The sequence below is a fragment of the Methanosarcina soligelidi genome (assembly GCF_000744315.1).
Classification (GTDB): domain Archaea; phylum Halobacteriota; class Methanosarcinia; order Methanosarcinales; family Methanosarcinaceae; genus Methanosarcina; species Methanosarcina mazei.
Map to the genome: position 1 here is coordinate 1479398 of NZ_JQLR01000001.1, position 15163 is coordinate 1494560.

Sequence of the window (15163 nt, forward strand, 5' to 3'; positions counted from 1 at the left end):
CTCCTATCTTTTTTGAATTTTTAGGGTTTCTTTCTCGAGTTGCGCCTCGGGACAGGAAACCTTATTACTTTTTGTAGTTGCAATTGTGTCGCAACACTATCCGTTTTTGCAAGACCACAATTCCGATGAAGGTCACTACAGATTTTTTTATTTAAACACGGTCATGATTATGAAAGATCTTAGCCTGACTGACACTAAAGGATACAGTGCGGTTCAGGGGGACAGATAAGGTATTTCTCCATGTTCTGAAATGGATATGCCAGTTACTTAGAGACTGCTTTTTTCAGATCAGGAGGATTTTCTCAGGTCAGGAGGATTTTCTCAGGTCAGGAGGATTTTCTCAGGTCAGGAGGATTTTCTCAGGTCAGGAGGATTTTCTCAGGTCAGGAGGATTTTCTCAGGTCAGGAGGATTTTTTCAGATCAGGAGAAGGGCGATAAACCCGCTTAAAAATATCCCATCAAAGGTGCCTGCTCCTCCTATGCTTGCAACCGGAGCTCCAAGGTTCTTAATTTTTCCCAGGTTAAGCAGGTCAGCTCCTATGAGGGTCCCGAGTACTCCTCCGGTGTAGGCAATAATAACACGGCACGGTTCTGCAGGGCAGCCTGGAATATGGACTATCGAGGTGAGCAGGACTGCGGAAAGGACAGATGTAAGGGGTGGGATCAGAGCAGGGGTTGCAATACCCACTCCTTTGATCGGTCTTGCTACGGAATGAGTCACAATTGCAACAATCGCCACACCGGCTCCTGCAAGAAGGAGAGAAGAAGGGAATTGCGTAAGAAGGTAAGCGGAAATCAGGACAGGGATAACCGCTCCTCCCACATTGATAGCAAGTAAGGTTTCATTCCTGACAATCTGGCGGGTAGGAATCCTGTAGGAAATCCCGAAGAACTTTATATAATTATCCTTGACGACCGGAATATCGGATTTCAGAGTTGTCAGCGGGATATTGATTCCGCTTCCAAGGAGAGACAGGAAGAGAATTAAGAGGGCGTCCTCTGCGGAAAATCCTATTTTCATGAAAGCAGAAACTATGACTCCCAGAAACAGAGAACCCAGTCCGAAGATTGTTATGATTATTAATAAGAAAAGGAATCTCAGGCTGAAAGGCATGTAAAAAATCTGTCTGCTCATGGGACTACTCTCTGTTTTCCGGTTTTTTGCATATTAAAAGGTATGTGCTTTCTCTTTATTAATGAATATCCCGGGCTTTTCATAACTGTGAGAAAAACCATAGAACCGGAAATAATAGTCAGGGAATTAAAAATCAGTTAATTTTTTCTGCACTCCAGGTTCATACGTATCTGGATGCAGGTTGTAAGGACTCCATGCAAATGGTTTCTTTTGCGTCTTTATATACTCTGAGGACTCCACCTGACTCTGAAACTGTAACTGAAATTGCTACCGTATCCCTGCTGATGGCAGCTGCTGAGACATGACGTCCACCAAGCCCTTTTTCAATATCTATATTTTTTCCGTCCACGTCAAGGTATCTCCCTGCTGCACGGACAATGCCAGTCTCGTCTATTACAAAAACCCCGTCAAGCAGGGCAAACTCCTTTATAGACTCCCAGTTTCTTCTGTCGAGTATGTTTCTGTGGGCTTCCTCATGGCCTTCATAAGGGTTAAGGATTATCTGGTGAGAGCGTTTAAGGACTTCTTCGGAGTCACCCACAATAAAGGCAGCCCCTATTTTTTTTCCTTCCCTGCCCGTAAGGGCGATATCAAAAGCGATTTTCAGGACTGCATTCATTACTTCAGGGTTGACTCTCTCTTCACATTCTTTCATAGCTTTTATGAGAGGGTTGTCATCCAGGTTATGGACTATAATGGAGCTGGACCCGCGGGTTTCAATAACCCCTACCACAATCCCGTTTTTGGGGCCTTCAAGTGCGTATTCTATAGCTGCGGCATGCTGCACGTATTCAACATTTCCCGAAGCTTCCCTGGTGAGCTGATCACCCAGTTCTTTTACAGGACTTTTTCCATCTTTGCTGGTTGCTACGAGGTGGTCTATTATGCTTTTAGGGCGCATGGAAATATAATATACAGGAATTTCTCCGGTTTCAATCCCTTCAAAATTCAAATCTCCGGAGACCATAATTGCGACAGCACCGAGTTCCCGGGAAATATGGGCTGCCGCTTCTGCAATTACACGTGCTCTTTCCATGTCACTCACCCCTTTTTACGCAATCATTTTATAAGTCCTGCTTTTTTACTCTAAGTTTATTTTTATAATCTGGTGTTGGATTTTTAAGTTAATTATTGTTTCTGTGGATAAGTGTTATTTCCACCGGTTAACATTATTTCTTGCAGTTAACATTAACGGTAACTGCATACTTAATAAGCCTGTTTATTTTCTAGTGTAATATCTGATATATTATAATTGTTCTGTGTTTGACCCCATTTTTCTCTTTTTCTTTACTATCTTTTTCTCAACTTCAGATACTTATTTCCTTTTCTTTTTCTATTTGTTATTATGTTCACACGAGTTTACAATTCTTCAGGGTATCTATATTCCGGATCTGTTTTTTCGAAAACATAAACCTATAGAAACGTTTTTCTGTTTCTTCTTTCTAATTTATAATGGTGAAAGCGTTGATAAGGACATTTGTCGCAGTGGAGCTAGATCCTGGTTTCGGGGAGAAAATCCGCCAGGTTCAGGAAAGGTTTTCAGAGTTTGACCTGAAGTTTGTTAACCCCGAAATTGTTCATATAACCCTGAAGTTTCTGGGCGATATTAAAGAATCAAAGGTCCCATCCATTGCTGCAGCTCTTGATTCCATTATGTGCGAGCCTTTCGAAGCAAAAATCGGGGGTCTTGGGGTTTTTCCTAAGCCTTCAAACCCTAAAGTCCTGTGGCTGAGATCGGCAGGAAACTTTGAAACTCTTCACAATGATGTGGAAACAGTACTGAAACCCTTCGGGTTCAAAGAGGAAGAAAGAGGTTTTACTGCCCATGCGACTCTTGCAAGGGTAAAATCTCTGAATAAAGATCAAAAAAATTCTTTTATAAATATCCTTAAAGAATTAAAGAATATCGAGATTGGAAGTATGCAGGTGAACAAAGTTCTTCTTAAAAAAAGTACTCTTACTCCTGAAGGTCCTATCTATGAGACTCTGCATACGGTATACCTTGACTGATTAACTTTTTTAGGAAATTTAATCGCCCTTTCAGCTCTGACCGGTTCTTTTCTACCTGTCAGTCTTTTTCTGTGTTCTGATAATTATTATCTCATAAAACCTGAGAGTGCTAAAATAATGGAATATCTCAAACCGTCAACTGTCTAAATTTAATGATGTAATCTTCTATCTGTTATTCCTGATTCTGTACCCTGGCAGGCAATCCCAAAATTATATATCCGGGATGGCGTTCTCTTTAGTATTCTTCTTTCGAAATGCGGTCGATATACCAGAAATATCGAAAACATTCGAAAGTTTAAATATTATCTTCTCTAATTAAGGTGCAAGCACAAATGGAGGACTTTAAGATTAAAGAAGAGATCTGGATTGAAAAATACAGGCCTGTCAGGCTTAATCAGGTAGCAGGACAGGAAGAAACAATCGAGCGCCTGATGTCTTATGTGGCAACTAAAAACCTTCCTCACCTCCTCTTTTCCGGCCCTCCCGGTGTAGGAAAAACAGCTTCTGCAGTTTCAATAGCAAGGGAGATCTTCGGAGAAGATTTATGGCGGGAAAATTTTACGGAACTCAATGCCTCCGATGAAAGAGGTATTGATATTGTCCGAAATAAAATCAAAAACTTTGCAAAAACCGCTCCTATGGGCGGAGCCCCTTTCAAAATCATTTTCCTTGATGAAGCTGATGCCCTCACCTCGGATGCCCAGTCCGCACTCCGCAGGACGATGGAAAAATTCAGCAGCAATTGCCGTTTTATTCTTTCCTGTAACTATTCCTCCAAGATCATTGAGCCTATCCAGTCCAGATGTGCGGTTTACAGGTTCAGGAGGCTTTCCGATAAGGCCATCAGAGAACGTCTTGAGTATATTGCTAAAGAACAGGACCTGTCCATCACAGATGGTGGGTATGAAGCCCTGATTTATGTAGCTCAGGGGGATATGCGTAAAGCTGTCAACTCTCTCCAGGCTGCCGCTTTCATTGATGTCGAAAAACCTATCTCCAGGGAAACCATTTACAGGACCACGGCAACTGCGAACCCTGAGGAGATTAAAAACCTGATTGAAACCGCTTTGCGCGGAAACTTCAGGGTTGCCAGAAAAGAGCTTAACAGGCTTCTTTATGAAGAAGGGCTTTCCGGAGAAGATATCGTGGGGCAGATATACAGGGTGGTTTCCGAAATGGATAACCTCATGATTCTGGACCTCGGGCTTTCGGAAAGGGATATTGTCGGACTTGTGGATATTATCGGGGAAACAGACTTCAGACTGACTGAAGGAGCAAGCGAAAAAATCCAGCTGGAAGCCCTGCTTGCACATTTTGCTCTATCGAGAGAAGAATGAAAATAAGTTATGAAAAAATAAGTTATGAAAAAATAAGTTATGAAAAAATAAGTTGTGAAAAAATAAGTTGTGAAAAAATAAGTTGTGAAATAATCCGTAATTCTAAAAAATATATTTCACATGCGGTATTTATATCAATACTTCAATTCTATTTCCAGATCTCTGAAAAGTAAATGGAAAAGGCCGTTCAAAAGAGCCTTTTCTTTTAAAAGATTATAATTACCACTCCTGATCATCATGTCCGTTGAAAACTTACTGGTAGAAATGCTGGCTTCTGTGCCTCACTGGCTTGCAGTTCTGCTTATTGGAGCTATTCCTGTTTCGGAATTAAGAGGTGCAATCCCTGTTGCAATGGGTATCTACCACATGGAACCTCTTGAGGCTTATTTCCTTTCGGTTCTCGGAAATCTTCTCCCTGTAATCCCACTCCTTCTCTTCCTTGAGCCGGTTTCGAATTACCTGCGTCGCTACCGTATCTTTGATATATTCTTTACGTGGCTCTTTTCAAGAACCCGCAGGAACCATACTGAGAATTTTGAGAAATACGGGCTACTCGCCCTGACGCTCTTCGTTGCCATTCCTCTGCCTGTTACCGGGGCGTGGACGGGATGCGCAGCAGCTTTTGTGTTTGGAATAAAGTTCAGGAATTCATTTCCTGCAATTGCTGCAGGCATATTGATCGCAGGAATTATTGTAACCGCTGTTACCATGACAGGAATGAGCCTGTTTGAACTTATTTTAGGGGCATGACCTTCAGGTCAGGCTTTCGAAACCTTTTCGCTGGCATGACCTTCAGGTCAGGCTTTCGAAATATTCATATATCTTAAAAATATCAAATATAGCATAGACAGAACAAATATAAATTTCTCTTTATATTTGCAGCCAGCCCTGTTTTTACAGCTTCTCATACGGCTTATTCCCCGTTGTCTGGCAATTCTATCGTATTTTTGAGGTGACTCTAATGGCAAAGGCAGATAAAAAAAACAAAAAGATAGTTCAGTCTGAAAAGTGTATTGGGTGCGGGATATGCTATTCCGTCTGCCCCGTGAACGCAAAAGCAATGAAAAGCGATGACTTTGATCCCGAAACTGCCGAACTTGCACTCCGGATCATTGATGGAATGGCAATAATTGATGACGAAATCTGCATCCGCTGCGGGGCTTGCTCAAAGAATTGTCCTGTGGAATCCCTCTCAGTAGTTGAGGTTGAAGCCGCAACTGCATAACCAGTCTCAGGTAAAAATAGGTAAAATGCTGTTTTTCAGCATTTTTCAGTTCTTTTTATTATCCAGCAGAATTATTTACAGCATTTCTTTAGCTAGTTTTATGTCTTCAGCCTTTACGGTCTTCCTGCCCGCATGCTCTGCAAGCTTTATAGCCTCTTTTGATATTTGAAGCCCGTATTCTTCCAGAATCTCCGTAAGAGCCATTCCTGCACTCTCGCTCACTCTGTGAGCACCCGCTGTCCTTATTAAACGCTCGATTGGTGCGAACGGTATAACTTTTGCTGCCATATTATCCTCCAAGCTTCTTTTATTTAATATAAATTCCTTCTAATCTCTGTTTTTGTATTTAGATTCTATAAATACTTTTGCTTATATCGGAGTTTCCTTTCCATCTTATTCAGCCTTTAATGCTCTTTTTCCCCTCTATTTACTTTGTAAAGCCTATTTTTATCTTTTTTTATTCCTAATTATTTTTATGGAGATTTCTAACTAACTGTCAACTCTGGGAAGTTTTTTATACAAGATTCTCCCAATTTCTTACTCTCTTAATTTTTCTTAGTCTGTTCTCTTCCGAATACCTGCCTCTCTGTTTTGAGTCTCTTTTTCGAAATCTTGATATCGGATTATTCGAATCTAATCAAACATGCTCTTACAGGAACTCCTTGGAATAGACGAAGATATCTATCTTATAGAAGAAAGTTACACCTCCCAGAGAAACCCTGAACTTACCCTTCAATATCTTAACAGATTTTTAAATTTTCCAGATATTGAGAATATCAGGATTATAAGAGTAAGGCAGGCAGGTCACACAACCGGACTGCTGTTTTTCAATCCTGCAGACGAGGACGTTCCTGTAGATTTCTGGTCGGTATTTACCGGAGCTTTTGCCCAGCCTGCCCTGAAAGAGAAATTTGAAACTCTTGCAGATTCCCTTCTCAACCTCACCTCTCCTGAAAAGGACATTGAACTCCTCCACGAAACATGGTTTAACGCAGTAAACGAATATTACTCACTTATGCTTGTTAACCGGAACCTCTGCACCAGCTGCTCAGTAAAACCTGAGTCCTATGGCAATGTTTTTTCGGAAAACCGCATAAAAAGGGTTGCCGAAATCCTTGAACTTCTCCGAAAAAAAGGTTATTACCCCGAAGGCAGGCTGCTTGAGGTCTGCTGTGGGAATGGAATGTCAACACTCGCACTTTACAGATCCGGGCTTGACCCCCTTGCAATAGAAATAAACAAATGTACTATCTGCCAGGGGCTCGAACAGGGGGTCCTTAACCCTCAGAGAGTTATGGTTATGGATGCAGCAGCCGTGTCAAGATACTTTGAGCCGGGAAGTTTTGATGCTGTAATGGGTTTTATGCTGGGGCTCGTCTACGAATTTAACAAAGGGCTCTGGGTCCGTATTGTAAGAGAAGCTGTTTCCGTTGCAGCTGATGGCGCAGTCCTGCTCTTTACCGTAAGCAGCAAACCCGAGATTGAAATACTTGCAGATGCCCTTTTCAGGGCAGGTGTAGACGGAGAAATTGTGGATAATACGGATTCAGAAGGTGCTTATGATCAGTGGCTCTTTGTAGGGCGAAGACAAAAAAATACATCCACATAAAGTAACTCTTAATGGAGATTTAATTTTAATAGGAATTTCTTTTGTTTTATTTTCTTTTTTTCCTTTTTTAAATCGGAATCCGGAACTTTCTTATTGTTGTATTACAACTATTTTTTCAGTCCTTGATTCTCCTTTTCAAAAGAGTATACCTAATGTTAACGGCAGCGAAAAGTATTTACTTGTTAACAATGGTATTAATAAAAATATTCGTATCAACGCAGGACAGGTAAGTTTTGCGGTATATACCATTAATATCAGTTTTCTCCTGTTAATTTAAGCGGTAACTCAGATTCGGTCCTACAATGCCGGAGAAATTCCCCTCCAGGTAAACTGCAGGTTTCTGCAATAAACCGCTGTCAGGAGATTTTATGCTTTGACAGAACCGGATCAAAAAACAGGCTCAAACAGGCTCTGTATGCCCTGAAAACTGGACAGTTTTCTGGAGAATATATAGACGCATGTTTCAATAAATTCTGTTTTTTGATCCGATTTAAGAGGCTCATCCATGCGTGTAAAAATTACTGAAACCGTCCTCCGGGACGCACACCAGTCCCTCCTGGCAACCAGAATGCGGACAAGGGATATGCTCGAAGTGGTTGAACAACTGGACCAGATTGGGTATTTTTCCCTTGAGATGTGGGGAGGTGCCACTTTCGACTCCTGTATTCGCTATCTTAACGAAGACCCCTGGCAGCGCCTCAGGGACCTTAAGAAAAATATGGACAACACATATGCTCAGATGCTTCTCCGCGGCCAGAACCTCGTAGGATACAGGCATTATTCGGACGATGTGGTTGAAAAGTTCGTAACCAAGTCCTATGAAAACGGCATTGATATATTCCGGGTTTTTGACGCTGTAAATGATGTCAGGAACATGGAGCTTTCCATAAAAGTGGCAAAAAGGCTGGGAGCTCATGTCCAGGGCACGGTCTGCTACACTATAAGTCCTGTACATACAGTAGAAAAGTATGTAGGACTCGCAAAACAGCTTGAAGAGCTGGAATGTGATTCGCTCTGTATCAAAGATATGGCAGGCCTTCTTTCTCCAAATGAAGCGGCAAAAATAATCAGTGCCATGAAAAAAGAGGTTTCTATCCCTATTTCTCTCCACTGTCACTGTACTTCGGGAATGGCTCCTATGAGCTATATGGCAGCCTGCCCTGCCGGAGTGGACGTTCTGGATACGGCACTCTCTCCTCTGGCATGGGGAACCTCCCAGCCTCCTACCGAGACCGTTGTTGCAGCTCTTCAGGGAACCCCCTATGATACAGGACTTGACCTTGGGGCTTTTGAAGAGGCTGTCAGGTACTTCAAAGACCTGAAAGAAAAGTACAGAGGAATCCTCGATCCTATTTCCGAGCAGATTGACACCAATGTTCTTATCTACCAGATCCCGGGAGGAATGCTCTCCAATCTTGTTTCTCAGTTGAAAGAGCAGAATGCCCTCGATAAATACGGGGCAGTGCTTCAAGAGATGCCAAAGGTCAGAGAAGAGCTCGGTTATCCTCCTCTTGTTACTCCCACAAGCCAGATCGTAGGCACACAGGCTGTACTCAATGTTCTCATGGGAGAACGCTACAAGGTCATCCCGAAAGAGGTAAAGGACTACGTACGCGGACTCTACGGACGTTCTCCAGCCCCGATCAGCCCTGAGATCATAGGAAAGATCATAGGCGATGAAGAACCGATTCACTGCCGCCCTGCAGACCTTCTCAAGCCTGAGTATGAGAAGAGAAAAAAAGAAGCAGAAGAAATGGGCATTGCAAATTCCGAAGAAGATATCCTTACATACATTCTCTATCCGGCAATTGCTCCCAAGTTCCTGAAAGGGGAAATGGAAGAAGAAGCTCTGGCAGTTATTGCCCCTGCCCCGGCGACTCCTCAGGAATACACAATTCCTACACACTTCAAGGTTGAGGTGGACGATGAGGTCTACGAAGTCAGGGTCGAGCCTCTAGGCGGCGGAGTTTCCATCTCTGAAGCGTCGCCTAAAAAGCCAAGCGCAGAATACGTTAAAGGAGGGGTTACCAGCTCAATGCAGGGCATGGTACTTTCCCTTAAGGTTAAAGTAGAAGATACCGTCCGGGAAGGAGACACCGTAGCTGTTATCGAAGCCATGAAGATGGAGAATGCGGTTCATGCCCCACGCTCGGGAATAGTTAAGGAAATCTTTGTAGCCGAAGGGGACACCGTCGCGCCCGGAGATATCATCCTTTCAATCGAGTAAATCGGGAAAGGTGGAAGGTATCATGTTCAAAAAAGTACTCGTTGCAAACCGCGGTGAAATAGCAATCAGGGTTATGCGTGCCTGCAGGGAGCTCGGGATTTCAACAGTTGCTGTCTGTTCCGAGGCTGACAAAAGCGCCCTTTTTGCCAAGTATGCTGATGAAGCCTATCTGATAGGGCCTGCCCCTTCAAGCCAGAGCTACCTGAATATGGAAGCTATCATTGAGGTTGCAAAAAACACCGGAGCTGAGGCAATCCACCCCGGCTACGGTTTTCTTTCCGAAAACCCTGCTTTTGCAAAGCGCTGTGAGGAAGAAGGCATTATTTTCATAGGCCCTCCAAGCAATGTAATTGCCGAAATGGGAAGCAAAATCAGAGCAAGGCACCTCATGATGAAAGCCGGAGTCCCTGTAGTTCCCGGAACAAAGGACGCAGTTGAGGACCCTGAAGAAGCCATGGAAATTGCAGAAAAGATCGGCTATCCTGTCCTTATCAAAGCGTCTGCCGGAGGCGGTGGAATAGGGATGAAGGTTGTCCACTCCAGGGAAGAGCTTGCCACATCCTTAAGCTCTACAAGGCAGATGGCAGGTTCCGCTTTCGGGGATTCTTCCGTATTTATCGAAAAGTACGTGGAAGAGCCAAGGCATATAGAGATCCAGATCCTTGCTGACTCTCATGGTAATATGGTCTACCTCTCAGACAGGGAGTGCTCAATCCAGAGAAGGCACCAGAAGCTGATTGAAGAAGCTCCTTCCCCTATAATGACTCCGGAACTCAGGAAGCAGATGGGGGAGGCTGCCGTAAAGGTTGCAAAAGCAATTGGTTATGTAAACGCAGGGACCGTCGAATTCCTTTACTCTAAAGGGAATTTCTATTTCCTTGAAGTCAATACCCGCCTTCAGGTGGAACATGGAATTACCGAAATGGTAACCGGAATTGATATTGTCAGGGAACAGATCAGGATCGCCTGGGGAGACAAACTCGATTTTGAACAGGAAGATATAGTTATTGACGGGCATGCAATCGAATGCAGAATAAATGCCGAAGATCCCCTGAATGATTTTGCTCCTTCCCCTGGAAAGATCCAGAGGTACCGTTCTGCAGGAGGGCCCGGAGTAAGGGTGGACAGCGGAGTTCATACAGGCTATACAATCTCTCCTTATTATGACTCCATGATTTCCAAGCTCTGTGTCTGGTCCAGAAAAAGAGAAGAAGCTATCGCCAGGATGGACAGGGCACTCTACGAGTATGTGGTCGTTGGAGTAAAAACCAATATCCCTTTCCATAAAGCTGTTATGAGGAACCCTGCATTCCGCAGAGGCGACATGACAACCAGCTTTATCGAAGAGGAGAATATCCTTGAGGCTGTAGAACACGTCGTTAAGGCTGACAGTGAGAAAGGTGCTACTCTGGCTTCGGCCCTTGAGGCTAAGGACAAGAAAGTTGCAGCAATCACGGCCGCTGTACATGCCTATGTTAACATGGCCCAGAAAACACAGCGGTGATGCTTTTCACTCTTCGGAAAAGAGGAAAAAGATTTTCCGGCTTATCAGGGTATGACCATATGTCTGGACTAAGAGAATATATACGGTGGAACATATACATTTGTATGGGGTGCACGGATGGGAGATAAAAGGTCTCGAATTATTAAGGCACTTAAAGATGCGCAAAAGACTCCGGTTTCTGGAGAAGAGCTGGGGCTCAAGCTTGGAATTTCCAGGACAATGGTATGGAAATACATTAAATCCCTCCAGGCTGATGGGTACGAAATAGAGTCATCTCCGAAAAGAGGATATGTCCTGAAATCCGTTCCTCAACTCCTGTACCCTGATGAGATTCAGATGGGGCTCAAAACAACTCTCCTGGGTAAAAAAATTCATTACTTCGAGGAGGTAAGCTCCACCAACAGTGTTGCGAAAGAGATCGCAGCTTCCGAAGAAGAAGGAGCTCTTGTCATTGCCGAGATACAGAAAGGAGGCAGGGGCCGCATGGGCAGGGAATGGGTCTCCCCTCACGGCGGAATATGGATGTCAGTAATACTTAAGCCTGGGATCCCTCTCAGGCATGCCTCAAGGCTGACCCTTGTTGCCGGGCTTGCAGTTGCAAATGTTATCCGTGATATGGGGCTCGATGCCCGTATCAAGTGGCCAAACGATGTCCGTATAAACGGGAAAAAAGTATGCGGAATCCTTACCGAAGCAAAGGCTGAAGTAGACAGGGTGGATTATGTTGTCCTCGGTATAGGAATCAATGTAAATATGGATTTAAAAGACATCCCCGAATCTTTCCGTGCAGGCTCGACCACCCTTAAAGTGGAACTCGGAAAACACATCAGGAGGGTTTCTTTCCTTCAGGATTTCCTTTTCGAGCTTGAGCAGCAGTACATAAGCTTCAAAACCCAGCCGTTCTCTCATATTCTCAATGACTGGCTCGCCCTCTCGGATACAATTGGTAGGGAGGTAAAAGTCACCACGCCTTCCAGGATTATAGAGGGAAGGGCGGTTGGAGTAACTCCTGACGGAGCCCTTATCATAAGGAAGGCAGATAATACTAAGGAAGAAATTATTGCAGGTAGATGCATTTATGCGCGTCCCAAATAAATGCGAAAAAAAGAGCAGTAAAGGAATGAAATTCATTTCAGCTCTTTTTTTTTCAATCCCGGTCATTTTTATATTTTCAATTCTCATTGCCTGTGCAGTCTCTCCCACCGCAGGAGCATCTAATGGGAGGCTTTCGATTATTCTAATTGATGGGGACGAGATTTATGTGCGCTCAGGTGACTATTACTCTTTGTTGCAGGATTATCAGCTCCACGTAAAAGGCGCTAATTCTGAAGGCAACAGGGTATGGATCGAACTGTGCAGGGACGACACTTCTATTGAAGACGCTATTGTCGGCGAGGGTGACACTTTTATATATTCTAATAATTCTACGGAGATTTTGAACCTCACAGTGGAGAAAATATACGGCGGAGCAGATGGAGTGCTGGTAAAGTTCTCTCCTGTTTATCAGTACCTTAACCCCCGCCTTCCCATGACTCAGGCACCGGTAACTACTCCTGATAACAACTCCAACAATAATTCTTCTCCTCCTCCCGTATTTGAAAATCAGGCAAAAGGTTTTGACATGCCCATTTTACTTCTGAGCATGGGGGCTGTTCTTCTGGTAAGCGGGATTTTTGCAGGAATTTATAAGAAAAAGTAATAGTAGATTATATGAAAAAAACTGATCAGTAATAGTAGAATATGTGGATGAAAAATCGATTAGTATAGAAGAATATGTAAGAAAAGCCGATTCTGTAATAAGTAATCGAAATCTATGTTGATGAAATCTATGTAGTAAGTTATATGATTCGTAATTCTGTAAATCGGATAGAATATCTAATTATGTTAACAGTTATGTTAACAGTTATGTTAAAAGAAACCAGCAGCTATTATCGAGTCAAAACATATAAAATAAATCTATTTTTCTGGGAACTCAAGTCCCGGACTAAAGTTCCCTGTAAGAAGAAAAGCCCTTTTAAGACTTTAAAATCTGCTTTTTCAATGCTTTTTCGTGCTTTCTTTTCAATTCTTATTCATTTGTGGAGAATTTTACGTCTCCTTTTTCTATAAGGAGTTTGAGGTCTTCCAGGCTGAGGCGAGCATTTTTCTGAAGCTTTTCACGTGCATCGCTGTGTTTCTGGCTTACTTTGTGCTCATCTTTTGTTAACTGGAGATCTTTTAATTTATCGAGATATAATGAAAGTTCTTTCCGACTGTTAGCAATATTGTTCTTGAGGGGGTCGATTTTTTCTTTAATGGAATTTATATTTGCAATTTTGTCGGTAAGCTGGGCATGGTACATATTTGCTTCTTTTCGGATCTCATCTGCTGCCTTGAAATTTTCAAGCATTTCCAGGTGGCATGCCTGAGACTCATCCGAAAGTGCCTGGATTTTTTCGTGGAACTCGTCCCCTTCTTTATGAATACCTTTGGATTCCTTATAACTCTCCTGGATCTGCGAATGAAGCTCGTTAGCCTTCGTTGCGGCATCAAGGCGTTTACTCAGGTCATCCAGCTTCTGCATTATTTTTATCTCAACTGCAAGGGGGAGTTCTTTATTAAACAGGGCGTCAAGTTCAGCTTCATAAGCTTTTGAAAGGGATTCAACACTTCCATGGGATAGTTTATTACATTCATCACGCTTCTCTTTGAGCTCCGCAATCCCTGTAAAAAGTTCCTGGGTTTTGGAATTGATCCCGCTTCTCTTCTCTTTGTATTCCCCGATTTGTTTATTTATTTCATCCCGGCGGTCTCTAAGTGCCTGCGCTTTTGCAACCCTTTCCTTTACCTGCTGGTTCAGAGTGTCTCTCTTTGCTTTAAGTTCGTCAATATCGGTTCTGTTTATTTTCAGATCCTTGAAAATCGAAGCCAATTGCCTTTCGCTTTTCTCTATCCTGCTCCTGAGCTCGTTAACCTTGCCCTTGAGCTCCCGTTCATTAAGGTTTGAAAGGTCGGCCGTTGCAGTTTCTGCTGTTGAAACGTCGTTGTTCATGTCTTACCACCCACGTGTTTCCGAAACAATTCATGCTTTTTGTTTTTCCCAGTAACTCAGGGCTTCTTCATGACTTTTTATTTTAGTGCTGAGCCATTTGTGCTGGGGTTTGCTTTTGGAAATTTCGCTGCTTTTGCTTCCATCATCCTCTTCAAGCTGTTTTTCAGACTCTTTTATTTCCTTCAGCTCAATATTTGAGCTGCCGGCTTCGTCCAATCTGGCGTTGACCTGCTGGAGAAGGCTTTCTCCTGCCTCTTTCTCTTTGATAAGTTCGCCCAGGTTTTTCATAAAAGAGTTCTTAAGATCCTGTTCTTCTTCGGGTTCGATCTGTCCTTTGAGTTTTTTAATGTCTTCCTTTATTTTATCAGCAGTTACAGGGTCCAGCTTCGGGAAGAGATCCTTTTCGAGCAGTCCTTCTACCTGATGATAAAACTGCTGTCTCTTTTCCTTCAGGACTTCTTTTCGCTCTGCCATCCGGGTTCTGGAAATCTTTGCATTTTTTGCGTCTTCTTCAAACTGGCTCAGCTTGCTGTCCAGTTCTTCAAATTCTTTCCGATATTCTTCCAGAAACTTTTTATGTTTTTCTACAACCCTGGAGATCAGTTCCCCTTCTGGCAGTATTCTGATCCCGGCTTCTTCAATGTTTCCGCTCACAGTATCACGATTCTGTAGTTTCTTTTTATAGGCTTTTTTTGTTTGGACTGGTAGAGCCGTCCGGAGACTTCACCCGGGACTGCCCACCCTCTTAACAGTTAAAGTACCTGTTTAAATGTCACAAGGCTTTTTAAACTCTAAACACCTGGGCATGAGGTACGCAGTCTATAACGATCACAGAGTCCGGATCGATAAGCCCGCATTTAATAGCGCATTTAATCGTTTTTTCCCCGAAAAGGTTTGCAGTTGTAGCTTCTTCCAGAACTTTTTCCAGTTCTTCCTCAGATACAGGCTCTCCTTCATAGAAAGCTCTGTTTATTTCTACCATAGTATTGCCATGTTTCAGGGTTTTTCCGAGCACCTCCTCATCACAGGCTGCAACAAGCACGTGCTCTCCATTTTTATAGATCTTTAGATACATATTTCCCCT

The 15163-nt window shown here is 43.1% G+C and carries 15 protein-coding genes; 9 read left to right on the top strand and 6 right to left on the bottom strand.

Annotation, left to right across the window (positions count from 1 at the left end; translation table 11 throughout):
* Positions 1–416: 416 nt before the first annotated feature.
* Both M886_RS06520 and M886_RS06525 read right to left on the bottom strand, forming a co-directional pair.
* Positions 417–1136 (bottom strand): DUF1614 domain-containing protein, encoded by a 720-nt coding sequence (locus M886_RS06520; RefSeq protein ID WP_011033754.1) that lies wholly within the window; start codon positions 1134–1136, stop codon positions 417–419.
* 160 nt (positions 1137–1296) lie between these two features.
* Positions 1297–2172 carry a DNA integrity scanning protein DisA nucleotide-binding domain protein gene (locus M886_RS06525; RefSeq protein WP_048050899.1) on the bottom strand — a complete coding sequence of 292 codons (876 nt, stop codon included), beginning with the start codon at positions 2170–2172 and terminating at the stop codon, positions 1297–1299.
* Positions 2173–2588: 416 nt separating this feature from the next.
* Between M886_RS06525 and thpR the strand changes: the two genes are divergently transcribed.
* The 4 genes from thpR to M886_RS06545 all read left to right on the top strand — a co-directional run bounded on the left by thpR (position 2589) and on the right by M886_RS06545 (position 5708).
* Positions 2589–3146, top strand: coding sequence for an RNA 2',3'-cyclic phosphodiesterase (thpR, locus tag M886_RS06530; RefSeq protein WP_053228871.1), 558 nt, complete (start codon positions 2589–2591; stop codon positions 3144–3146).
* A 332-nt stretch (positions 3147–3478) separates the two neighbouring features.
* Positions 3479–4483: a replication factor C small subunit gene (locus tag M886_RS06535; RefSeq protein WP_048036587.1), complete on the top strand. Its 1005-nt coding sequence runs from the start codon at positions 3479–3481 to the stop codon at positions 4481–4483.
* 237 nt (positions 4484–4720) lie between these two features.
* On the top strand, positions 4721–5233 hold the full coding sequence (locus M886_RS06540; RefSeq protein ID WP_011033760.1) for a COG2426 family protein: 513 nt from the start codon (positions 4721–4723) through the stop codon (positions 5231–5233).
* Positions 5234–5444: 211 nt separating this feature from the next.
* A complete protein-coding gene (locus M886_RS06545) occupies positions 5445–5708 on the top strand; it encodes a DUF362 domain-containing protein (protein WP_015412113.1) in 264 nt (87 codons plus the stop codon).
* 75 nt (positions 5709–5783) lie between these two features.
* Here the strand turns inward: M886_RS06545 and M886_RS06550 are convergent, their stop codons facing one another.
* Positions 5784–5996 carry a histone family protein gene (locus M886_RS06550; RefSeq protein ID WP_011033762.1) on the bottom strand — a complete coding sequence of 71 codons (213 nt, stop codon included), beginning with the start codon at positions 5994–5996 and terminating at the stop codon, positions 5784–5786.
* 355 nt (positions 5997–6351) lie between these two features.
* Between M886_RS06550 and M886_RS06555 the strand changes: the two genes are divergently transcribed.
* The 5 genes from M886_RS06555 (at position 6352) to M886_RS06575 (ending at position 12747) form a co-directional block, all read left to right on the top strand.
* Entirely contained in the window at positions 6352–7317 is a 966-nt protein-coding gene (locus M886_RS06555; RefSeq protein WP_011033763.1) for a class I SAM-dependent methyltransferase, read from the top strand.
* Between the two features lie 505 nt (positions 7318–7822).
* Positions 7823–9544 (top strand): sodium-extruding oxaloacetate decarboxylase subunit alpha, encoded by a 1722-nt coding sequence (oadA, locus tag M886_RS06560; protein ID WP_048050901.1) that lies wholly within the window; start codon positions 7823–7825, stop codon positions 9542–9544.
* 22 nt (positions 9545–9566) lie between these two features.
* Positions 9567–11048: an acetyl-CoA carboxylase biotin carboxylase subunit gene (locus M886_RS06565; protein WP_015412118.1), complete on the top strand. Its 1482-nt coding sequence runs from the start codon at positions 9567–9569 to the stop codon at positions 11046–11048.
* A 117-nt stretch (positions 11049–11165) separates the two neighbouring features.
* Complete coding sequence (locus tag M886_RS06570) at positions 11166–12143, top strand: biotin--[acetyl-CoA-carboxylase] ligase (protein WP_011033766.1); 978 nt, start codon at positions 11166–11168, stop codon at positions 12141–12143.
* A complete protein-coding gene (locus tag M886_RS06575; protein WP_048050902.1) occupies positions 12127–12747 on the top strand; it encodes an S-layer protein domain-containing protein in 621 nt (206 codons plus the stop codon). Before M886_RS06570 ends, M886_RS06575 begins: the two co-directional genes overlap by 17 nt.
* A gap of 369 nt (positions 12748–13116) precedes the next feature.
* On the opposite strand, the gene M886_RS06580 is transcribed toward M886_RS06575, so the two are convergent.
* The 3 genes from M886_RS06580 to M886_RS06590 all read right to left on the bottom strand — a co-directional run bounded on the left by M886_RS06580 (position 13117) and on the right by M886_RS06590 (position 15154).
* Complete coding sequence (locus M886_RS06580) at positions 13117–14079, bottom strand: coiled-coil protein (protein ID WP_048050903.1); 963 nt, start codon at positions 14077–14079, stop codon at positions 13117–13119.
* A gap of 30 nt (positions 14080–14109) precedes the next feature.
* The gene (locus M886_RS06585) at positions 14110–14733 is read right to left on the bottom strand and encodes a hypothetical protein (protein ID WP_048040745.1); all 624 of its coding nucleotides are present in this window, start codon (positions 14731–14733) and stop codon (positions 14110–14112) included.
* Positions 14734–14863: 130 nt separating this feature from the next.
* Positions 14864–15154 carry a DUF424 domain-containing protein gene (locus tag M886_RS06590; protein ID WP_048040747.1) on the bottom strand — a complete coding sequence of 97 codons (291 nt, stop codon included), beginning with the start codon at positions 15152–15154 and terminating at the stop codon, positions 14864–14866.
* Positions 15155–15163: the final 9 nt, after the last annotated feature.